Genomic DNA, 20303 nt, shown 5'->3' with positions numbered 1-20303 from the left:
GGAAGCCAGTCTGGATCAGACCCCGTCGCGGCAACCAAGGAGAAGTGCGCGATGCATAACGAGCACTCTACTCCTGAGCCTATTCTCCGTGTGTAGGGGTTCGGCACGTTTCCGGATGTGCCGCCGTTCGACACGTCGAGCGAGGGAGGTGCAGTGCGTCACATCTCGCGGGTCACTCCGGTGGTTCTCGTCATCGTTCTCGCAGCGTGTGCCCTGTCCTGCGGGGTGAACGTGGACGGCTCGCCGCGTGTCGCCGGGGTGGGTGCACCGGTCTACGGCCGGCCTGTCAGCGACTTCGTCCGCGCAGAGCTCGCGGTGGCTGCGGCGGCCAGAGCCGTCGAACCGTGCGGACTGCTCGACGCAGCCGGGGTGGCGTCGTTCGGCGTCCTCACCGCATACGGTCCGGCAGGCGACCTGTCGACGTGCCATGCCGAGGTGATCCCGCCCGGCGGTACACCCGTCGATCCGTCCTGGATCGAGGTGGTGGTGGGGGAGCGTGAACCGTCCGAGGGAGTCGGCCGCGGCCGCGCCGCCGGTGGCATCGAGGTGCGCCCGGCGCTGTCGCCGCTGCCCGGTACGTGCACGCTCTACTTCTCGCTGCCGCCGGTTCCGGGAGTCGCCGCGCAGCGCTGGGGTCACGTCTCCTATCTCGACGGAGCTGCCGGTGTGGTGAGGCCGGCTGCCGGTGACGACTGCGCTGAGGCGAGCGCCGTCCTCGCGGCGGTGACGGCCAGGCTGCATTCGACTCCGCGGGGTACCACGAATATCCCACTGGCGCAGCAAGACCCGTGCCGGGTGGTCGAAAACGTGACCGAACTCGAGATCACGACGTTCGCCCCGGGCAGTCGGCCGTACGAGTGCCGCTTGACCCTCGGACGCGGTGACGAGGCATCCGTGCGGTTCGCCCTGTCCACCCCACCGCCGCGGACCGGGGGGCCGGAGGTGGTCGAGATCGACGGAGAGTCGTTCGCCTTCTTCGAGGACGCGCTCGAATGCCATTACTACTTCTATCCCGGGGACGTTGTCGACACCAACGTGCAACACAGCCCGATGAGCGAAATGGCCCGACGCGGCAACAGACTGACGGCCTCGGTGGCGGCAACGGCGCGTGACTGCGAAGAGGCGCAAATGCTGGTGCTCGCCGCGGCAGAAATGTTCGACTACTGACATGAACACTCAGGTCGAGGTGGCCCAGGCGTACCTGGATGCGTTGGTCAGTCACGATGGGAACGCGGTGCCCCTCGCTCCCCGGGCCGCCCGCTACGAGGCGGGATTCAAGACGGGGTTCTCCGGAAACCATCTGCGCCGCAGTCTGTCCCGAGGTCCGCAGTTCCGTCTGATCCGCGCCGTTCGTGAGGTGGCGTGGTCGGTGGCCGGGGACGACGTCACAGCCGATTATCTCCTGGACGCCGGGCTGTTCGGCCGAACCCTCGTGACCGTGCGGGTGATCGAGACCTTCCACATACCGCAGAACGATCTCCGAATCCGCCGCATCGACGCGAAGATCCGGCGTCCCTGAAGACGTAGAGAACACCGGAGTCCGCGTTCACCTGCCTGGATCGTCGCGACGGGCCATGGCTAGCCCAGTGTCTCGTGTGCCGCGGGGATGGATCCCAGGCGACCGGCCTGGAAGTCCTCGAACGCCTGCATTACCTCGGCCTTCGTGTTCATCACGAACGGTCCGGCCATGGCCACCGGCTCGCGGATCGGCTTGCCGCCGAGGACGAAAACCTCCAGCGAGGAGGTACGCGAGTCCTGGGTGTCTGCCGCGGCGATGGTGAGGGTGTCGCCGCGTCCGAAGACGGCGGTCTGCCCCATCCGGAACGGCCTGCGCTCCGAACCGACCAGGCCCTCACCGGCGAGGACGTACGCAAGGGCGTTGAATTCCGGATTCCACGGCAGCGTCAGGCTCGCCCCGGGGGCAACGGTCGCGTGAACCAGGCTGATCGGGGTGTATGTCGAGCCCGGGCCGGAGTGTCCGTCCACCTCGCCCGCGATGACCCGCACCAGGGCGCCGCCGTCGGGGGAGGACAGCAGGGCCACCTTCTGCCCGGTGATGTCCTGATAGCGGGGTGCGGCCATCTTGTTGTCGCGGGGCAGGTTCACCCACAATTGGACGCCGTGGAAGAGCCCACCACTCATGACCAGGTGCTCGGGCGGGGTCTCGATGTGGAGGATGCCACCACCGGCCGTCATCCATTGCGTGTCGCCGCCGCCGATGGTGCCGCCGCCCCCGTTGGAGTCCTGGTGCTCCATGATTCCGTCGATCATGTAGGTCACGGTCTCGAACCCACGATGCGGGTGCCACGGCGTTCCCTTGGGTTCGCCGGGCGCGTAGTTCACCTCACCCATCTGGTCCATGTGGATGAAGGGGTCGAGCGCGGCCAGATCGATGCCGGCGAAGGCGCGGCGAACGGGGAAGCCCTCGCCCTCGTACCCGACCGGAGCCGTGGTCAGGGAGCGGACCGGCCGGTCGACGGCGCCCGGGGCAGGGGCGTCGATACGCGGCAGGGCAAGGATGTTGTCGACAGTCACGGCAGGCATCGGGTGTCTCCTCGAACTCGTGTAATTGATTCTTCAACTACCTTACGAGGTGTAACACCGGCGGTGCGCAGGTATTCCCGCGCAGGCGGCTCCGCCGCCCGTGAGTGGTTGACGAGTGCAGAGACTCGTTAACCACTCACGGGGCGCGAAGCGCCCTCAGTTGAGGACGCCCTCGTGGTCGGGGCAGTACCGGGTGATGGCACCGATGATGTAGTAGTAGACGCCGTCGGCGGAGAGCATGGGCGTCCACTCCTCGCGCACCCGGTCGAGGGGTTTGCCGGCGTCGAGGGCGGTGCAGATTTCGCCGGCCTGGTGCACCGCGGTCTCGTCGTTGGTGACGTTCTGGTTCATCGACCTCAAATAGGTCAGGTAATCGGCGGCGGTGGCGGGGTCGTCGGCGACCGCGAAGATGCGCTTTCCCGGTGCGGAGGCGGCGGTGGTCCTGGCAGCGGCGGAGGTCGTGCTCGACTCCGGTGCCGCGGAATCGGCGCTGTCCCCACCGCAGGCGGTCAGGAATGTCGCGGAGCAGAGGGTGAGGGCGGTCAGAGCAAGAGTGCGGCGCATGTGGTGACGGAGTCCTTTCGAGGCTGGTGCGGCGACGATCGTATCGCCCGTGCGGCGAGAGCACGCGGTGTGTGTTCGCGGCGTTCGCCTGTTCGCCCGGGTGCCCGGCAGGTAGTGTTGCCCTCTCCAGTCGGAGTGGTTCGAGGAGGTGAGACCCGTGTTCGTCAGTTCAGTCCGGGTGCTCTCACCCCGCGACCGCGCGGTGGTGCCGACCTGAGGTGGCCGAGAGAGCGCCCATCGGCAATCCGAAAGGCACTCTCATGTCAGTTTCCGTCGAAGATGCTCTCGTTCATGAATTGCGCTCTGCCGGCTGCGTTTTCGCCGAAGATGAAGCACGGTTGATCCTCGCGGCCGCGAGTGATCGGACGAACCTCGTGTCGATGGTCCAGCGGCGCGTTTCCGGTGTGCCACTGGAACACGTGCTCGGCTGGGCAGAGTTCTGCGGTCTGCGAATAGCGGTCGACGCCGAGGTTTTCGTGCCTCGCCGGCGTACCGAATTCCTCGTCGACCGGGCGGCGGCTTTGATGCGTGAAGGTGCTGTCGTGGTCGACCTGTGCTGTGGGTCGGGAGCGGTCGGAATTGCGCTCGCCGCCCTTATCGATTCCCCCGAGTTGTATGCGGTCGATATCGACCCTGCCGCGGTCCGCTGCGCTCGTCGTAACATGCCCGCGGAGCGCGTGTTCGAGGGCGACCTCTACGACCCGTTGCCTGCGTCCTTGCGCGGACAGGTCCATGTTCTGGTGGCCAACGCTCCATATGTGCCGACCGAGGCGATTCGGTTGATGCCCCCCGAGGCGCGACTGCACGAGCCGCGGGTGTCACTCGACGGTGGTGCCGACGGCCTGCACATTCAGCGGCGAGTGGCGGCCGGGGCGCAGCACTGGCTCGGCCCCGGCGGTCACCTCCTGATCGAAACAAGTGAGAGCCAGGCAACGCGGACAGTCCAGGCCTTCACCGACGCGGGGTTGAGCGCGCGAGTCGAGTCCTCCGCCGAGCTCGGTGCCACCGTCGTCGTCGGAACGCGGTCGTGAGCGCCTCGACACAATGCTGGACCGACCTCGCGGGGCGCAGCTGCGTTCTGCTCTCCCGAGGCCGGAGTTTTCGTTAGGGTCTCGAGATGGGTCGTGGCGCAGGAGTCGGCATCGGAATCCGGGCAACGCTGGCGGCAGCACTCTGCGCCGGCATGGTGGCGGCGTGTTCGTCGGACGAGGCGCCACCGAGCGACCCCGCGGCCACCTGTGCCGATGTTCCCAACGGCACGACGGCCGCAGCGCCGCCCGCCGGGCAAGCTCCGCCGCCGGCGGGCGCGCCGCCGACCAGTCAGAACCTCGCGACCAATCCGGAGATCGCGACGGTCTATCGCTCCGGGATGGTGCCCGTCGATACCGCGTCGTATGCGGTGTCGACCGCCAACCCGATTTCGACACAGGCGGCGTGCGACGTTCTGCGCGAAGGGGGCACCGCGGCCGACGCGTTGATCGTCGCGCAAACGGTGCTCGGCATCGTCGAACCGCAGTCGTCGGGAATCGGTGGTGGTGCTTTCCTCCTCTACTACGACGCGGAGAAGAACAGTGTCGAGGCGTACGACGGACGCGAGGTCGCACCGATGGCGGCGACGGAGAATTATCTCCGCTGGACCAGCGACACGGACCGCACCGAACCGAAGCCCGACGCGCGCGCGAGTGGGCGGTCGATCGGAGTGCCCGGCGTCGTCCGGATGCTCGAGCTGGCACATCGTGAACATGGCAGGAATGAGTGGCGGGAACTGTTCGATCCCGCAGTCTCCCTGGCGGATCAGGGTTTCGAGATCAGCCCCCGCATGGCCGGACAGATCGCCGCTTCGGCTCCCGACCTGGCAATCGACGAGGCGTCGAAGGCGTACTTCCTGAACCCGGACGGCAGCCCCAAAGCGGCGGGCACCAAGCTGACGAATCCCGCGATGGCCAAAACGCTGGGGGCCATCGCTTCGGGCGGTGCCGATGCCTTCTACACCGGCGCGATCGCCCAGAGCATCGTCGACTCCACGGCGACGACCTCGGGAGGACGGACCCCGGGCCAGATCACGCTCGACGACCTCGCGAATTACCAGGCGAAGAAGCGCACGGCCCTGTGTACGCCGTACCGAGACCACGAGGTCTGCGGTATGCCGAACCCGTCGTCCGGGGGGACGGCGGTGGCGGCGACCCTCGGCATTCTGGAGAACTTCGACCTGTCCGCCGTGGGGCCGACGAACCTCGACGCCAATGGTGGAAAACCGACGGCGGAGGCCGTGCATCTCATCGCCGAGGCGGAGCGGTTGGCGTACGCGGACCGGGACAAGTATGTGGCCGACTCGGATTTCGTTCCGCTGCCCGGTAATTCGGTGGACACGCTGTTGAATGACGACTACCTGAAGCAACGTGCCGACCTCATCGATCCCGGCAAGAGCATGGGCACCGCGAAGCCGGGTGACTTCGGTCCGGTGCCGCTCGGGGTGCAGCCGCAGGACAAGGAGCACGGAACCAGTCATATTTCGATCGCGGACAAGTACGGCAACGTCGCGTCGATGACCACCACGGTGGAGTCGGCGTTCGGAGCTTTCCACATGACCGAAGGTTTCGTGCTCAACAATCAGCTCACCGATTTCTCGGCGCAACCCGTCGGACCGGACGGTGTGCCGCTGGCCAACCGGGTGGAGCCGGGGAAGCGGCCCCGCAGTTCGATGGCCCCGACGCTGGTCTTCGGTCTCGGTGACGACGGCGCGCGAGGTGACCTCGAATTCGTGGCGGGCTCACCCGGTGGCTCGGTCATCATCCAGTTCGTCGTGAAAACACTGGTGGGCATGCTCGATTGGGGCATGAACCCGCAGCAGGCCGTCTCGGGAGTCGACTTCGGCGCCGCCAACACCCCGGTGACCGGGGTGGGCGGTGAACATCCGAACATCAATGCTGCCCGGGACGGCGCCGATGACCCGCTGATCGCCCAGTTGCGGGCGATGGGCCACCAGGTCTCGGTTGCTCCGCAGTCGAGCGGGCTCAGTGCACTGCAACGCGTCGACTCCGGGTGGGTCGGCGGCGCCGATCCCCGACGCGAGGGTGCAGTGATGGGCGACGGTACCGGTTAGCGCACGTCACTCCTGTTCGACGAGTGGCGCGACTTTGGTGCCGAGGAGTTCGATGGCGCGCATCACCTTGTCGTGCGGCAGCGGTCCGACGCTGGGGTGCAGCATGAACCGCTCGATGCCGAGGGTCTCCCGCATGTCGACGATCTTCTCCGCCACCTGCTCGGGGTTCCCGACGATCAGTGAGCCGCCGGGGCCCCGCATGGCGTCGAAGGACTGGCGATCCATCGGCGCCCACCCGCGTTCGCGACCGAGTCCGGTCATGGCCGCGGCATAGGACGGGTAGAAGTCGTCGGCGGCTTGCTCGGCCGTGTCGGCGACATAACCGTGGGCGTGGACGGCGATCGGCTGCGGTTCGTGACCACCCTCCGATACCGCACGCCTGTGGAGTTCGGCGAGCGGGGCAAAGCGTGCCGGCTTGCCTCCGATGATCGCGAGCGCCATCGGGAGACCGAGCAGCCCGGCACGGACCACGGACTCCGGGTTGCCGCCGACTCCGACCCACACGGGCAGGGGGCGCTCGGGCCTCGGGTACACCGGCTGATCGGTCAAGGCCGGACGGAATCGTCCTGACCACGACACCGATTCGGAGTCGCGGAGTGCGAGGAGCAGCCCGAGCTTCTCGACGAACAGGTCGTCGTAGTCGGCGAGGTCGTACCCGAACAAGGGGAACGATTCGGTGAAGGATCCGCGACCGGCCATCACCTCGGCGCGACCGTCGGAGATGAGGTCGAGGGTGGCGAACTCCTCGAACACCCGCACCGGGTCATCGGAGCTGAGCACGGTGACCGCGCTGGTCAACGCGATGTGGGAAGTCTTCGCTGCTGCGGCGGCGAGCACGACGGCGGGCGCGGACGCGGCGAAGTCGGCTCGGTGATGCTCCCCGACGCCGTAGACGTCGAGACCGACCTGCTCGGCGAGCACGACCTCCTCGAGTAGGTTCTTCAGGCGCTGCCGTGGTGAGACGGTTCCGGTCTCACCGGGGCCGACCTCGGCGAATGTCGTCAACCCGAGTTCCATGGCTACACTCCTTCTAGATAGTTGAACTATCAATCAGTGTGGTAACGGCGGAACCCTGCCGGATATTCCGACGTTGGTTCGGATCGGCGCGCTCGGGGAATACCGACACCATGGCGACTTATCGAGTAATCGACCCCAAAGGTGACGTGGTAGAGACCCGAGAAATCGACGCAGCCGACGACGCGCACGCGTGGTTCGTCGATGTCCGGGCCGACAACAGCGAACTCGGGTGGCGGATGGAAGTCGAGCACGACGGCGAATGGTCGTTCTTCGATGACACCGAGGGCGTATCGAAGCAGTAGAGACCCCACCGTGCTCGCCAGCAGCCCAAGGAAATTGGGCGTCGAGGAAGAATTTCACCTCATCGACTTGAAGACCCGGCGCCTGACGACCCGTGCGCCGGAATTGCTGGCGCGACTGCCCGACGACGCCTACGTCGACGAGCTGCAGCGGTGTGTGGTGGAGGTCAACAGTGGTGTGTTCACCGACCTCGCCGACCTCAGGTCCGACCTGGCCTGGCACCGCTCGCTGCTCGTCGACGCGGCCGAGGGGCTCGGTGTCGGGGTGGCGGCCGCCGGATCGATGCCACTCGCCCTTCCGACGGAGATGCAGGTGACAGGGTCGCTGCGCTACCAGCGCATGCTGGCCGACTATCAGATGCTCGCCCGCGAACAACTGATTTGCGGCACCCAGGTGCATGTCGATGTGCCCGACCGGGACGAGGCCGTCCAGGTGGCCAACCGCATCGCCCCCTACCTGCCGGTTTTCCTGGCGCTCAGTGTGAGTTCTCCGTTCCGGGCCGACGGCTCGGACACCGGTTACGCGAGCGCGCGGACCCTGCTGTGGTTGCGGTGGCCGAGTACCGGTCCGGCGGCGCCCGTCTCCTCGGCCGCCGAGTACGACACCCTGATCGACGACCTGGTGTCGAGCGGCGTGATCAGCGACCCCGGCATGGCGTACTTCGACATCCGCCCCTCGGCCAAGCTTCCGACGCTGGAACTGCGGGTGTGTGACAGCTGCCCGCGACTCGACACGGTCATCCTTGTTGCGGCCCTCTTCCGCGCCCTCGTCGAACGGGAGGTCCAAGGTCTGCGGGCCGGCGACAAGGGGCTGAAGGTCGTCTCGACGATGACCCGGGCGGCACTCTGGCGGGCTGCGCGTTCCGGCCTGGAAGCGGACTTGGTAGACGTCACGGTTCCGCGCTCGCGGCTCGCTGCGGACATCGTCGAGGACTTCGTGCGCTCCTTGAGACCCCAGCTCGAGGAGACAGGTGACTGGGACACCGTCCGCGAACTGTCTGCCGCCGCCCTCGCGACGGGAAGCTCGGCTGCCCGTCAGCGTCAAGCATTCCAACGACGGAATCGGTTGACCGACGTCGTCGACCAGCTTCTCGCCGAGACGGCCGACCGCGTGTCACCGCTTCCCGAGGGCGAAACCCTGGTGCCGAGCGCGCACGCGGGACGCTCGCACTCGAGCGTGGCGACCCGCCCGCGGAGGCGCTGGGCCGCGCGATTCGCCCGGCGTGGCAGCGAATCCGAGCTGACCTGGACCGGGTCGGGAGAACTCGACGAACAGCAGCTGCTCGCGTGGCGTAGAGATCTCCACGCCCACCCCGAGCTGTCGTTCGAGGAGCGACGAACAACTCGGGTCGTGCGCGATCACCTTGCGAGTCTCGGTGTGGAGCCCGTCCTCATGCCCGGTGGAACCGGACTGTGGTGCGATATCGGACCCGAGACGGAACACTGCATCGCCCTGCGCGCCGACCTGGACGCATTGCCGATTACCGAGGCGACCGGTCTCGAATTCCAATCCACTGTGCCCGGGGTTTCACACGCCTGCGGTCACGACGCGCACACCGCAATGCTGATGGGCGCCGCCGCCGTCCTCGTCAAGTACCCACCGACGTGCCGAGTGCGATTGATCTTCCAGCCAGGGGAAGAAACCACGCCAGGCGGTTCGGTCGACACGATCGCCGCCGGCGCACTGGAGGGTGTCTCCAAGATCTACGCCCTGCACTGCGACCCGAACCTCGAAGTCGGGAAGCTCGCCACCCGGAGCGGTCCCATCACCTCGTCGAACGCATCGGTGACCGTGCGCCTCTGGTCGCAGGGTGGACACACCGCGCGCCCGCACCTGACGGGCGATCTGATCCACGCCGGTGCGGTACTCATCACCGGGCTGGCCTCTGTGCTCGACCGCCGCATCGACGCCCGTACGGCGACGGTCCTCACCTGGGGGAAGGTGTCCGCCGGTCAGGTGGGCAATTCCGTGCCGGAGTCGGGGGAACTCGTCGGGACCCTCCGCAGTGCGTCCCACGAGACCTGGGCCAACCTCGAGCCGCTGGTCACCGACACGATCGGCGAACTACTCGCCCCCTACCACGTGCGCTACGAGCTCTCCTACCTGCAGGGCGTGCCACCCGTGGTCAACGACCCCGACTGCACGGCGGACCTACGGGAAGCGATCGAGTCCGTGGTCGGGTTCGATCACCTCGCGGAAGCCGAGCAGTCGAGCGGCGGGGAGGACTTCGCGTGGTACCTCGAGCAGGTTCCCGGTGCGATGGCCCGCCTCGGCGTCTGGGAGGGCGTCGGCGAACGTCAGGAACTGCACCAGCCCGGTTTCCGGCTCGACGAACGCGCGATGATTCACGGTTTGCGCACGCTGGTGGCGCTGACACGGCTCGGCGATCAGACCGAGTGAGACCTACATCTGCGGTGGGAACGGCGGCATCGGGTCGGGTGGTTGGGGTCCGGGCGGCTGCGGTCCGGGTCCGGGTTCGGGTGGCCGCTCGGGTTCGGGCGGACGTTCCGGTCCGGGCTCCGGCGGGAACGGATGAGGCGGCGTCGGAGTGGGCGGTATCGGCGGCTGTGGTTCCGGCTCGGGAGGTTCGGGCCCCGGTGGCACCGGTCCCGGGTCGCGGTTCAGGGGCTCGTCACGGTGGCTCGTCATCGCCTCGATCACTTTCCTGTCGGCTGATTGAGGAGTACCCCGATCGGGCATACCACAAGCGGCATGACATAGACCGGTGGTTGGGGAACAAAATCGGGAGCCGGTGCGTTGTCTAGCAACCATGCCCCGCAAGCGCGGGAATGTCCGGCAGGGGAGACCCGAGCCGAAGGGAGGAAGTCATGGCAACCGACTACGACGCACCACGGGTTACCGTCGACGACGAACTCGCGGAGGACTCGCTCGAAGAACTGAAGACGAGAAGGAACGAGTCGCAATCTTCCGTCGTCGACGTGGAAGAGGCCGACACGGCGGAGTCCTTCGAACTGCCCGGCGCAGACTTGTCCGGTGAGGAACTCACGGTACGGGTCGTTCCGAAACGGGCCGACGAGTTCACCTGTAGTAGCTGCTTCCTGGTGCACCATCGTTCCCGTCTCGCCTCGGACGAGGGTGGCCAGCTGATCTGCCGCGACTGCGCGTGAGACAGGTGAGTGCCGAAGTGCCGTACTTCGGCACTCACGTTCGTCGTTCGCGCGGGCACAGCGCCTACGGCTGATCGAACTGTCGCCGCTTGTGGTCACCGAACGGTTCGTCCCGTTCCCGAACGGCCTCGCGGAATCCTGCGGTGGCCGAACGCAACTGAAACGCGTATCCCTCGCGGGTGTGCCGGGACACGCCGTCGAACACGGTGCTGATCATGCCCGAGTTGGCCACCCCCTGGGCTAGGAGAGCGCTGTTCAAGGCGAGCTTGACCATCATCAGTTGATTGATCGGCATCTGAGCGATCCGGCCGACGAGATCCTCGGTGCGCTGGTCCAATTCCTCGGCGGGAGCAGACTCCACCGCCAGCCCCCACTCGGCTGCCTGCTTTCCGCTCAGGCAATCACCGGTCAGCAGTAATCGCTTGGCCCGTTGATCGCCGAGGCGGTGCGCCCACATCCCGGCGGCAGGCACCCCCCACACCCTGGTCGGGGGGTAGCCGATCTTCGTGTCGTCGGCCGCGATGATCTGGTCGCAGTACAGGGCGATGTCGGTGCCGCCCGCCACGCAGAAGCCGTGCAGCTTCGCGACGGTCGGTTTGTTCGAATGGAGCAGGCTCGCGAACCCACGATTGAAACGGCTCATCATCGCGTAATCCGCCATCGGATCCCAGTGGCCGAACGGATTGTGATTGCGTGCCTGCACCATCGGATCGAGCACCGTGCCGGTGGTCCTGTCCGGTCCGTCTCCCGGATCGCCGCCGCTCTCGGCGAACACTCCGAGGTCGTACCCGCCGCAGAACCCCTTCCCGCGTCCCGACAGCAGGATGACGTGGACGCGGGGATCGAGGTCGGCCCGTTCGACGGTGGCGGCGAGCTCGAGCGGGGTGTCCGCGGTGATGGCATTGCCGTGCTCCGGCCGGTTGAAGGTGATCCGCGCAATCCGCCCGGTCACCTCGTAGGTGAGCGTGCGGTACTCGGTGTGGTCCTCGGCCTGTTCCCGGTCCGCGAACAGCGAATCGGCTCCCTCGTCCCAGCCTTCCCGCCACGCGCCGGGACGCATGCCGGCGTGGTTCTCGTAGTCGGTCACGACCCCACCTTGGGGGTGGCGCGGTCGATGATCGCCGCGGTGTCGATGCCCGTCGGGAGTGTCCCGAACACGGTGCCCCAGTCTCCCGACAACCTGCTGACGCAGAAGGCGTCGGCCACCGCCGGATGTCCGTAGCGGACGAGGAGTGAAGCCTGCAGAGCGAGTGCCATGTCGCCGACGACCCGGCGGGCGCGGTGCTCGAGGCTGTCCAGGTCACCGAAACTCGACTTCAGCTCGGCGATCGCGGTATCGAGCCGGGAATCGACTCCGGCAGTGGAGTCGAGTTCGTCGAAGAACACCTGCAGCGACTCCGGTTGTTTCGCCATCGCCCGTAGGGTGTCGAGGGCGGCAACGTTGCCGGAGCCCTCCCACACCGACAACAGGGGCGCCTCGCGATACAGCCGCGGCATCCGCGACTCCTCGACGTAACCGTTGCCGCCGAGGCATTCCAGGGCTTCCGCCGCATGGATCGGCCCGCGTTTGCAGACGAAGTATTTGCTCACCGACAGGGAAATCCGGCGCAGCATCGTCGCCTGTTCGTCACCGGCCGTCGCGCGGTCGGTGAGTGCGGCCAGCCACAGTGCGACCGTGGTGGACGCCTCCGACTCCACCGCCAGGTCGGCGAGCACATTTCGCATCAGGGGCTGATCGACCAGATGGGCGCCGAACGCGCTGCGGTGCACGGCGTGGTGCGCTGCCTGCGCGGTGCCGACCCGCATGCCGGTGGCAGTCCCGATCGTGCAGTCGAGGCGGGTCATGTTGACCATCTCGATGATGGTTCGGACACCGCGGCCTTCCTCACCGACGAGCCACGCCACGGCCTCGTCGTACTCCACCTCACCACTCGCGTTCGAGTGGTTGCCGAGCTTGTCCTTGAGGCGCTGCAGGTGCATTCGGTTCCGGCCACCGTCCGGGAGGACGCGGGGAAGCAGGAAACACGACAGGCCGCCCGGGGCCTGCGCGAGGACCAGGAACAGGTCCGACATCGGCGCGGAGGTGAACCACTTGTGCCCGGTCAGCAGGTAGCTGCCATCGGACTGTGGCACCGCGCGGGTGGTGCCCGCGCGGACGTCGGAGCCGCCCTGCTTCTCCGTCATCGACATACCGGCGATCAGCCCGGCCTTGGTGAGGGGCGGACGCAACACCGGGTCGTAGACGCGGGAGGTGAGCAGGGGTTCGTATCGTGCGGCGAGTTCGGGGTTGTGGCGCAACGCGGGAACGACGGCGTAGGTCATGGAGATCGGGCAGCCGTGCCCGGCGTCGACCTGTCCCCATACCGCCATCTTCGCCGCTCTGATCAGGTGAGCATGTGGATTCGGATCCGCCCACGGACTGCCGTGCAACCCCATCTCGACAGCGGTGGTCATCAGCCGGTGATACGACGGGTCGTACTCCACCTCGTCGATGCGGTGACCGTAACGATCGTGCGTCCGCAGCACGGGTGGGTGTGCTTCGGCGAGGTCGCCCCACCGCTGCGCTTCCTCGCTGCCCGCCAGCCGCCCGAGGTCGTGGAGTTCTTCGAGCGCGTCGTGGGCGCCCTCCCGTTGCAGCGCTTCGAGTATCGGCGGGTAGTAGGCCGCATCGAAGTCGGTGAGGGGTGGCACCTGATTGAAAACCTCGTGCGTGGCGGTCATGTCGGGCTCCCGAGAGATCGAAGGGTGAAAGTGAGCAGAGCGGGGACGATGGCGGAGTCGCCGGCTCCGCGGGCCAGTGGCAGGATCAGGGCCTCACCGATGGCCCCGACGATGCAGGCCGCGGTCACCGACGCATCCTGATCCGGGATTTCCCCGGCCTCGACGGCGGCGGCGATGGCGACTGCCAGTGCATCGCGGAACGATTCACGGAACAGCAGCCGCTCCGTGTCCACCTGGGGGTCGACGGGTTCGACGAGTAGTGCGTAGGCGAGTGTCGGTGCGCGCAGGGCGCGTTCGGCGAAGGTGTGCACAGAGGCCGACACGGCTGCGACATAGCGCCCTTCGGTGGATTGCGCGGAGTTGCCGGCCTGGACGGCAGCGCTCACCTCGCGGCTGCACACGATCCGGAAGACCTCGGCGAACAATTCACCCTTGTTCGCGAAGTGTCGGTAGACGGTGCCGGTGCCCACTCCTGCCTCGGCTGCGACGGCCGAGATGGAGCACCCTGCGTAGCCGTGCCGGGCGATCAACCCGAGTGCCGAGTCGATCAGGGTGGTACGGAGGGCGTCCAGTCTTTCCTGGACGGCAGGAGTGCGCCGATAGGCCATATTGAAGAAGTGAACACCCGTTCCGTTCTTCCGTCAAGGGTGCTAACGTCGGCCGGACCAGCGAGGAAAGGCGCACCCGATGGCTTCCGACGTGGTACTCGTCCGACGGAACGGCCCGGTCACGACGATCAGTCTCAATCGGCCGGAAGTGCGCAACGCGGTGGACAGGCCCACCGCCGAGGCACTCGCCGACGCCTTCCGCGAGTTCGACCGCGACGAAGACGCCTCCGTCGCAGTTCTGCACGGTGAGGGCGGGACGTTCTGCGCAGGGGCAGACCTGAAGGCGATCAGCGCAGGCCGGGGTAACCGGGTCGCCCCGGACGGTGACGCCCCGATGGGGGTGTCCCGCATGAGGCTGTCCAAGCCCGTCGTCGCCGCGGTCGAGGGTCATGCCGTGGCCGGTGGACTCGAATTGGCACTGTGGGCCGACCTGCGGGTCGCCGACGAGAACGCGATCTTCGGGGTCTACTGCCGTCGTTGGGGTGTCCCCCTGATCGACGGGGGAACGGTTCGCCTCCCGCGGCTCATCGGTGAGAGTCGCGCGATGGATCTGATTCTCACCGGCCGTTCCGTCGACGCCGACGAAGCCCTTCTGATCGGGCTGATCAACCGGAAGGTCCCGGCCGGTGACGCGCTTTCGGCGGCGGAGCAACTCGCCGCCGACATCGCTGTCTTCCCGCAGGTGTGCATGCGGCAAGACCGGCTGTCGGTCCTCGAACAGCACGGCCTTTCCGAGGAGATCGCGCTCCTGGCGGAACTACGCCACGGGGCAACCTCGTTGGCGAACGGAACAGTCGAGGGTGCGTCGCGGTTCGCCGCCGGCGCGGGGCGGCACGGATCGTTCGACACGCCCGAGGCGGATCGCTCCTGACCGAGCCCGGTGACGATGACAGGTGCGTAGCATCGATTAACCGGGCTCGAAGGTGGGGTGCACGTGAACGACTGGGTAAAGGAGCAGTTCTTCCGGGCCGCACCGACCGAGTCCGTGGAAACGTCGCGGCGCAGGATTCGACTGCGGCAGGTGGTGTGGTTCTCGTACCTGTCGGCGCTGGTGCTGGTCGTCTGGTTCGTCGGCCTGCCCACCGATCGTCTCTATCAGGCCGCCTGGATCATCGCCGGGCTGATTGCCTTCACCATCGACCGCGGCTGGCGTGAACACCTGAAGGTACTGACCGATTGGCTCCCGCTCATTGCCGCGCTGGTGGTGTACGACCTCAGCCGGGGGGTCGCCGACGAACTCGGAATGCCCATCCGCGTCACGGAACTGGTCACCGCGGAGAGCTGGCTGTTCGGCGGCACGATTCCAACGGTCTGGTTGCAGGACCATCTGCTCGGGCCGCACGGTGTGCCACCGTGGTGGACTCTGCTCACCGGCATCGTCTACACCAGTCATTTCCTGGTGCCGTGGCTGGTGGCGGCGGTCTTCTACGCATACTCCCGGCCGATCTGGGCGAAATACATGAGGCGGGTGCTGGTGCTCTCGTACCTCGGATTGACCACCTACATCCTGCTGCCGGCCGCGCCGCCGTGGTTCGCGGCCGAGGTGGGCGCGATCGATGTTCCCGTGGGCAGGGTTGCCGGCTTCGGATTCGGCATCGTCCCGCTGGACGTGAGCACGCGGTGGCTGGAGACACAAGGCAATCCGGTGGCGGCAATGCCCTCGCTGCACGCCGGGTTCGCTTTCCTGGTCGCGATCGCGTTGTGGCCGCTCGCCTCCAGGTGGTGGCTACGTATTCCACTCGTGCTGTACCCACTGGCGATGGCGTTCGCGCTCGTCTACGGCGGCGAACACTATGTGGTGGACGTGCTCGCCGGCTGGGCCTGCGTCGGACTCGCCATCGTCCTGTGCAGGATGTGGGAGGGGCGGGTCGGACTGCGCGGGGCAGGGGAACGCACCGACGTCTCCCTCGCTGCGTGACCACCGTAGAAAACCGGCACGCGTACCGTCGGAAGAGATGCAACAGTACGTCCCTCGCCCCCCGTCCACCGTCGGCGACTGGAGTGATGCCCGACGGAAAATGCAGTTGCGCCGATCCCGCCCGGGGCACTCGTGGCACCGCTTCGGCCGCACTCGCCGAATGCTGATGTGGCTCGGACTGTCGATGGTGCCCGTGCTCATCGTCGGTGGGCAATATTGGGTCCAGGACGTGCATCCTGAGAGGGAGCGGCTGGCCCAGACCGTGCCCGCCGTCCACGACGTCTACGAGGCGAAGAATCCGGCCGATCAGCGCACAGCCGTGGTCGACATGGTCGGGCTGGGCAACGTCGACGCCACGGATACGGCACGGTCGCTCGGGGCCTACACCGACCTCGGGCAGGTGTGGGCAGTGGAATATGACAACAGCGGTATCGACACCAAGGTGATCAGCGACCTGATCGTCGACCATGCCGCCGCCACGGGAACCGACAACATCATCCTGTCGGGGCACAGCATGGGTGGGGTGGTCGCGCTGGAGGTGGCTCAGCACATCTACGAGGACACCGACACCGTGCTGGCAGGGGTCGTTCTCGACTGCACGCCCGTCGATCTGCACGCCGTCCGGGGAGATGCGCGCGACGCCGGGGAGGACATGCTGCGGTGGATCGGCTGGTTGCCGGGCGCGCGGGAGAGCAGGAGCCTTCGCGTGCTCGTCGAAACAGCCGCCCGCAAGGACCACTTCCTCGACAGCAACTCCTGGTACCCGCGTGTCGACCTGTCCGCTCTCGGCAGCGTCGTCGAGGAGGTCCTGCACGACAAGGTGTTCTCGGACGATGCCGCCAGCAACGGCTTGATCGAGTCCCAGTTCAAGGTGATCGTCGCCTCGGGTGCCATCGACAATCTGAAGTCGCTTGCCGTGGAGCGGGATGGGAAACCCCTGCCGGCAGTCGTTTTCGTTCGCCCGCGGGACGGTCGATTCGATCCCGTGGTCGACGTCGACTACACCCAACGCATACTCGTCGAGCAGTCCGGCGGCGTGGACGGCACGCTGCTCGTCGCGAAGCTCGACGGGATCGGGCACGCCAACCCCATCCAGCAACCTGCCGCCTACAACGCGGCCATCGAGAACCGGATCGCACCGTTCCTCCGGTCGCTCCTCCCGTCCCCACCCGTGCGTACTTATTAACCGCGGAATGTTAATAAGTACTCACAGGTGCGGAAGCGGCTTCCCAGTGCACATTGCGCGGCGACGGGTCCGAGATCGGCGGCGTGATCGACGTCGCGCAAGGTCGGTAGCAGGCGCACCGACGCGCCCGCGGCGATCAGCGCCTCGTAGGTCTGCCGTCCGGTTTCGGAACTCGACGTCGGCACCGGGAGGATCACTTCCGCGACCCCGGGGTCGGGTACGCCCAGAGCCCACCAGCCGCCGTCCTCGGCGGGCCCGAGCACGCACGTCGGTGCCTCGTCGGCAAGTAGGGCGGCCGCATCGCCGAGCAGATGCGCGGTGACCTGCGGCGTGTCCATCCCGATCTGCAGAACCGGTGATTTGGTCATCGTGAAGGTGTCGGCGTGGGCATTGACCAGGCGTTCTGCGAAACTGCCGCCGCGCTGTTCGAGGACGGTGACGCCCTTCAGCGCTGCCGTGATCTCTCTGCTCCGCGTCGCCCGCGCGAGATCACCGGTCAGGGCCACGACACGATGGGCGACTTCGGTCGAGGTGACCGCGTCGAGAGTGTCCAGCAGTGACGCCGCCGCCAGGTCTGCGGCCGCGGCGTTGCCGATCTCCCGGGCGAGGCGCGTCTTCGCGAACCCCGGTACCGGAGCCTTCGCGACCACGAGAACGGCCACGCCGATGCTCACCGCATCACCCTCCAGAAGTCGTGGACGGCGCGCAGCGTGCCCTGGACCGACCCCGACACCTTCGACGACCCCGCGGTGCGCGGTCGGTAGGTGATGTCACATTCGGTGATCCGCCAGTGCGCGCGGCCGGCCAGAATGAGGAGCTGCAGTGGGTAACCCGAACGCCGGTCGCCGACACCGAGGTCGAGAAGTGCTTGCCGCCGAACTACTCTCATCGCACCCAGGTCGTGGATGGGGATATCGTAGCGGCGTCGGAGGCGGGCAGCGACGACGGCGTTGCCGATCCGGCTGTGCAGTGGCCAGGTGCCGCGTTCGACCGGGAGGCGGCGGCCGACGGCGAGATCCGCACCGGATTCCACGGCCGCGACGAGTGTGGGGAGTTCGCGGGGGTCCATCGAACCGTCGCCGTCGAGCACACACACCACCGGCGTCCGTGCGGCCTCCACGCCCGCGTGGACGGCGCTGCCGTACCCGGGCCTGGTTTCTGCGACGACGGACGCACCGTGCGCCCGGGCGACGTCAGCGGTTCCGTCGGTGGAATTGTTGTCCACCACAAGTACTCGGTAACCCGGTGGGATCGCGGCGAGTACGCCCGGCAACGATCCCGCCTCGTTCATGCAGGGAATCACCACGGTGACGTCCGCGGGAGAGATGGTGTCGCCCTCAAACATGGGGAGAACCCGCCGACCGGGCGTTGCGCAGCGGTGCGTGGGCGAAGGCGGTGAGTCCGTCGTGTGGCCGGATCCGGGCTCGGAACCCCAGCACCCGCTCGGCTCCTCGCGGATCGGCCACGATGTGCCGGACGTCCCCGGGGCGATACTTCCCGGTGACGACAGGCTCGGGCCCGCCGCAGGAACGAGCCAGTGTCGTGGCCACCTCACCGATCGTGATCGGCTGACCCGAACACACGTTGAACGCCGCAAATTCCGGTAACTCCGCGTCGAGTGCCGCGATGTTCGCCGCCGCGACATCCCGGACGTGGACGAAGTCCCGTGTCTGCCGTCCGTCCTCGAACACCCGAGGTGGCTCGCCGGCGTCGAGAGACGACCGGAACATCGCCGCGACACCGGAATACGGCGTGTCGCGAGGCATCCCGTCGCCGTACACGTTGTGGTAGCGCAGCGCGGTGACGGATCCGCCCGTGGCCAGCGACCAGGCGAGTGCGTAATTCTCCTGGGCCACCTTGCCTGCGGCATAGAAGCTACGCGGACGCAGTGGCGCATCCTCGTCCACGAGGGCCCACTCGAGCGGCTCCCCGGTGTCGGGATCGACGTGGTCGAACACTCCCGCGTCGAGATCGGTCCTACGGCGTGGTGCCGGTTCGACATCCTCGCCGCGCCGGTTGCGATAGCGCCCGACGCCGTACACCACCATCGACGACGCGAGTAGCATTCGGGTGCACTTGGTTTCGTACATCGCGGCCAGGAGTACTGCCGTTCCGAAGTCGTTGTGACTGGCGTATGCGGGGGCGTCGCTCGCATCCACTCCTGCCCCCACCACAGCGGCCTGGTGGCACACCACGTCGATGCCGTTCAGCAGTCGGGTGATGGCTTCCTGGTCGCGGACATCGATGTGCCGAACACCGTCCGGAATGTCTGCGACGGCGCCGTGCGCGGACGGCAGCAGTGAGTCCACCGCCACCACCTCGTGTCCCGCATCCTGCAGAGCCGTGGAGACGTGGCTACCGATGAATCCTGCTGCGCCCGTGAGCAGTACTCGTCGAGAAGTCATGGCAGTTCGATCGGCAAGGTCGCGCCCTCGTGCACGCGACAGGTGTCGCACGGACCTTCCGGCGCAGCGGCGATCGCCTTGTGAACCAGTGATGTCAGGGAACCGAGGTTGCGTTCGAACTCCGCGAACACATCCACGGCGCGCACACCGTCCCCTGCATCGATCCCGGCGTCGAGGTCGGTGACCAGAGCGATGGTGGCGTAACACATCTCGAGCTCCCGGGCCAGAACGGCCTCAGGGTGTCCGGTCATGTTCACCAGTGACCAGCCCTGCCGTGCGAACCACTGGCTTTCCGCCCGGGTCGAGAAGCGTGGGCCCTCGACCACCACCAGCGCCCCACCGTCGACCGTGCCGGTCCGCAGGGCCGCCTTGCGCAGGTCGGCGCAGTACGGATCGGCGAACTGCACGTGAATGCCGCCGCCATCGAAGTACGTCTGGGTGCGGCCACTCGTGCGGTCGACCAGCTGGTCCGGGATCACCAGCGTTCCGGGACCCCAGTCTGTGAGGAGGCTCCCGGCGGCGCACGGCGCGAACACCCGCTGCACACCCAAGGTGCGCAGCGCCCACAGATTGGCGCGATACGGGATCGTGTGGGGAGCGAACTCGTGACGCCGACCGTGCCGCGGCAGGAAGGCAACCCGCCTGCCGTCCACTTCGCCTACCGTGATGGGGGCGCTCGGGCTGCCATAGGGGGTGACGAGCTCGACTTCCGCTGTTCCCTCGTCGAAAAAGGAATAGAAGCCACTACCGCCGATGACGGCAACCTCCGCACGCGGGCGTTCGGTGGAACTCATTGCGGTCATAGAGAC

At 67.2% G+C, this 20303-nt stretch carries 20 protein-coding genes; 10 read left to right on the top strand and 10 right to left on the bottom strand.

The window, feature by feature from the left end:
• The first annotated feature begins 153 nt into the window (after nt 1–153).
• Both HYG77_RS12930 and HYG77_RS12925 read left to right on the top strand, forming a co-directional pair.
• Nucleotides 154–1167 (top strand): hypothetical protein, encoded by a 1014-nt coding sequence (locus HYG77_RS12930; RefSeq protein WP_244461298.1) that lies wholly within the window; start codon nt 154–156, stop codon nt 1165–1167.
• Nucleotide 1168: 1 nt separating this feature from the next.
• Entirely contained in the window at nt 1169–1519 is a 351-nt protein-coding gene (locus HYG77_RS12925; protein WP_208962855.1) for a hypothetical protein, read from the top strand.
• A 59-nt stretch (nt 1520–1578) separates the two neighbouring features.
• Here HYG77_RS12925 and HYG77_RS12920 read toward each other — a convergent pair whose 3' ends face one another.
• Together HYG77_RS12920 and HYG77_RS12915 are read right to left on the bottom strand one after the other, a co-directional pair.
• A complete protein-coding gene (locus HYG77_RS12920; RefSeq protein ID WP_208962854.1) occupies nt 1579–2544 on the bottom strand; it encodes a pirin family protein in 966 nt (321 codons plus the stop codon).
• Nucleotides 2545–2700: 156 nt separating this feature from the next.
• A complete protein-coding gene (locus HYG77_RS12915; protein WP_109326287.1) occupies nt 2701–3108 on the bottom strand; it encodes a DUF732 domain-containing protein in 408 nt (135 codons plus the stop codon).
• A 260-nt stretch (nt 3109–3368) separates the two neighbouring features.
• On the opposite strand from HYG77_RS12915, the gene HYG77_RS12910 reads away from it, so the two are divergent.
• Nucleotides 3369–4139, top strand: coding sequence for a putative protein N(5)-glutamine methyltransferase (locus tag HYG77_RS12910; protein ID WP_208962853.1), 771 nt, complete (start codon nt 3369–3371; stop codon nt 4137–4139).
• Nucleotides 4140–4225: 86 nt separating this feature from the next.
• Nucleotides 4226–6211, top strand: a complete 1986-nt coding sequence (ggt, locus tag HYG77_RS12905; protein WP_208962852.1) for a gamma-glutamyltransferase — start codon at nt 4226–4228, stop codon at nt 6209–6211.
• A 6-nt stretch (nt 6212–6217) separates the two neighbouring features.
• Here the strand turns inward: ggt and HYG77_RS12900 are convergent, their stop codons facing one another.
• The gene (locus HYG77_RS12900) at nt 6218–7228 is read right to left on the bottom strand and encodes an LLM class flavin-dependent oxidoreductase (protein ID WP_208962851.1); all 1011 of its coding nucleotides are present in this window, start codon (nt 7226–7228) and stop codon (nt 6218–6220) included.
• 110 nt (nt 7229–7338) lie between these two features.
• Here HYG77_RS12900 and HYG77_RS12895 point away from each other — a divergent pair, with 110 nt between their 5' ends.
• From HYG77_RS12895 to HYG77_RS12885, 3 genes are all read left to right on the top strand, one after another.
• Complete coding sequence (locus HYG77_RS12895; protein WP_109326290.1) at nt 7339–7530, top strand: hypothetical protein; 192 nt, start codon at nt 7339–7341, stop codon at nt 7528–7530.
• A 10-nt stretch (nt 7531–7540) separates the two neighbouring features.
• On the top strand, nt 7541–9928 hold the full coding sequence (locus HYG77_RS12890) for a glutamate--cysteine ligase (RefSeq protein WP_109326291.1): 2388 nt from the start codon (nt 7541–7543) through the stop codon (nt 9926–9928).
• A 428-nt stretch (nt 9929–10356) separates the two neighbouring features.
• Entirely contained in the window at nt 10357–10656 is a 300-nt protein-coding gene (locus HYG77_RS12885; RefSeq protein ID WP_109326292.1) for a DUF4193 domain-containing protein, read from the top strand.
• Nucleotides 10657–10720: 64 nt separating this feature from the next.
• Here the strand turns inward: HYG77_RS12885 and HYG77_RS12880 are convergent, their stop codons facing one another.
• Genes HYG77_RS12880 through HYG77_RS12870 form a run of 3 tightly spaced genes read right to left on the bottom strand, consistent with a single transcriptional unit; the run spans nt 10721 to nt 13985 of the window.
• The gene (locus HYG77_RS12880) at nt 10721–11743 is read right to left on the bottom strand and encodes a crotonase/enoyl-CoA hydratase family protein (RefSeq protein ID WP_208962850.1); all 1023 of its coding nucleotides are present in this window, start codon (nt 11741–11743) and stop codon (nt 10721–10723) included.
• The gene (locus tag HYG77_RS12875) at nt 11740–13377 is read right to left on the bottom strand and encodes an acyl-CoA dehydrogenase family protein (RefSeq protein WP_208962849.1); all 1638 of its coding nucleotides are present in this window, start codon (nt 13375–13377) and stop codon (nt 11740–11742) included. The genes HYG77_RS12880 and HYG77_RS12875 overlap by 4 nt, the downstream gene beginning before the upstream one ends.
• On the bottom strand, nt 13374–13985 hold the full coding sequence (locus HYG77_RS12870; protein WP_109326295.1) for a TetR/AcrR family transcriptional regulator: 612 nt from the start codon (nt 13983–13985) through the stop codon (nt 13374–13376). The genes HYG77_RS12875 and HYG77_RS12870 overlap by 4 nt, the downstream gene beginning before the upstream one ends.
• A gap of 79 nt (nt 13986–14064) precedes the next feature.
• On the opposite strand from HYG77_RS12870, the gene HYG77_RS12865 reads away from it, so the two are divergent.
• The 3 genes from HYG77_RS12865 (at nt 14065) to HYG77_RS12855 (ending at nt 17089) form a co-directional block, all read left to right on the top strand.
• Complete coding sequence (locus HYG77_RS12865) at nt 14065–14856, top strand: crotonase/enoyl-CoA hydratase family protein (protein WP_109326296.1); 792 nt, start codon at nt 14065–14067, stop codon at nt 14854–14856.
• A gap of 153 nt (nt 14857–15009) precedes the next feature.
• Nucleotides 15010–15903, top strand: a complete 894-nt coding sequence (locus tag HYG77_RS12860) for a phosphatase PAP2 family protein (RefSeq protein WP_208963368.1) — start codon at nt 15010–15012, stop codon at nt 15901–15903.
• Nucleotides 15904–15940: 37 nt separating this feature from the next.
• Nucleotides 15941–17089, top strand: a complete 1149-nt coding sequence (locus tag HYG77_RS12855) for an alpha/beta hydrolase (RefSeq protein WP_208962848.1) — start codon at nt 15941–15943, stop codon at nt 17087–17089.
• Here the strand turns inward: HYG77_RS12855 and HYG77_RS12850 are convergent.
• Genes HYG77_RS12850 through HYG77_RS12835 form a run of 4 tightly spaced genes read right to left on the bottom strand, consistent with a single transcriptional unit; the run spans nt 17086 to nt 20297 of the window.
• Complete coding sequence (locus tag HYG77_RS12850) at nt 17086–17763, bottom strand: DUF2064 domain-containing protein (RefSeq protein WP_109326298.1); 678 nt, start codon at nt 17761–17763, stop codon at nt 17086–17088. The genes HYG77_RS12855 and HYG77_RS12850 overlap by 4 nt on opposite strands.
• On the bottom strand, nt 17760–18434 hold the full coding sequence (locus HYG77_RS12845) for a glycosyltransferase family 2 protein (RefSeq protein ID WP_208962847.1): 675 nt from the start codon (nt 18432–18434) through the stop codon (nt 17760–17762). Before HYG77_RS12845 ends, HYG77_RS12850 begins: the two co-directional genes overlap by 4 nt.
• Nucleotides 18427–19494, bottom strand: coding sequence for an NAD-dependent epimerase/dehydratase family protein (locus HYG77_RS12840; RefSeq protein ID WP_208962846.1), 1068 nt, complete (start codon nt 19492–19494; stop codon nt 18427–18429). The genes HYG77_RS12845 and HYG77_RS12840 overlap by 8 nt, the downstream gene beginning before the upstream one ends.
• Nucleotides 19491–20297: an S-methyl-5'-thioadenosine phosphorylase gene (locus HYG77_RS12835; protein ID WP_208962845.1), complete on the bottom strand. Its 807-nt coding sequence runs from the start codon at nt 20295–20297 to the stop codon at nt 19491–19493. The genes HYG77_RS12840 and HYG77_RS12835 overlap by 4 nt, the downstream gene beginning before the upstream one ends.
• Nucleotides 20298–20303: the final 6 nt, after the last annotated feature.

Source organism: Rhodococcus sp. ZPP (assembly GCF_017656075.1).
Lineage (GTDB): Bacteria > Actinomycetota > Actinomycetes > Mycobacteriales > Mycobacteriaceae > Rhodococcus_F > Rhodococcus_F oxybenzonivorans.
The sequence above is the reverse complement of the archived record's forward strand: the minus strand, read 5'-3'. Positions and strand labels throughout refer to the sequence as shown.

Bases quoted from the DNA above. Each gene is read 5' to 3' on its own strand.
- HYG77_RS12925 (WP_208962855.1), top strand. From the start codon at position 1,169: ATGAACACTCAGGTCGAGGTGGCCCAGGCGTACCTGGATGCGTTGGTC.
- HYG77_RS12920 (WP_208962854.1), bottom strand. From the start codon at position 2,544: ATGCCTGCCGTGACTGTCGACAACATCCTTGCCCTGCCGCGTATCGAC.
- HYG77_RS12915 (WP_109326287.1), bottom strand. From the start codon at position 3,108: ATGCGCCGCACTCTTGCTCTGACCGCCCTCACCCTCTGCTCCGCGACA.
- HYG77_RS12910 (WP_208962853.1), top strand. From the start codon at position 3,369: ATGTCAGTTTCCGTCGAAGATGCTCTCGTTCATGAATTGCGCTCTGCC.
- ggt (WP_208962852.1), top strand. From the start codon at position 4,226: ATGGGTCGTGGCGCAGGAGTCGGCATCGGAATCCGGGCAACGCTGGCG.
- HYG77_RS12900 (WP_208962851.1), bottom strand. From the start codon at position 7,228: ATGGAACTCGGGTTGACGACATTCGCCGAGGTCGGCCCCGGTGAGACC.
- HYG77_RS12895 (WP_109326290.1), top strand. From the start codon at position 7,339: ATGGCGACTTATCGAGTAATCGACCCCAAAGGTGACGTGGTAGAGACC.
- HYG77_RS12885 (WP_109326292.1), top strand. From the start codon at position 10,357: ATGGCAACCGACTACGACGCACCACGGGTTACCGTCGACGACGAACTC.
- HYG77_RS12875 (WP_208962849.1), bottom strand. From the start codon at position 13,377: ATGACCGCCACGCACGAGGTTTTCAATCAGGTGCCACCCCTCACCGAC.
- HYG77_RS12870 (WP_109326295.1), bottom strand. From the start codon at position 13,985: ATGGCCTATCGGCGCACTCCTGCCGTCCAGGAAAGACTGGACGCCCTC.
- HYG77_RS12865 (WP_109326296.1), top strand. From the start codon at position 14,065: ATGGCTTCCGACGTGGTACTCGTCCGACGGAACGGCCCGGTCACGACG.
- HYG77_RS12855 (WP_208962848.1), top strand. From the start codon at position 15,941: ATGCAACAGTACGTCCCTCGCCCCCCGTCCACCGTCGGCGACTGGAGT.
- HYG77_RS12845 (WP_208962847.1), bottom strand. From the start codon at position 18,434: ATGTTTGAGGGCGACACCATCTCTCCCGCGGACGTCACCGTGGTGATT.
- HYG77_RS12840 (WP_208962846.1), bottom strand. From the start codon at position 19,494: ATGACTTCTCGACGAGTACTGCTCACGGGCGCAGCAGGATTCATCGGT.
- HYG77_RS12835 (WP_208962845.1), bottom strand. From the start codon at position 20,297: ATGACCGCAATGAGTTCCACCGAACGCCCGCGTGCGGAGGTTGCCGTC.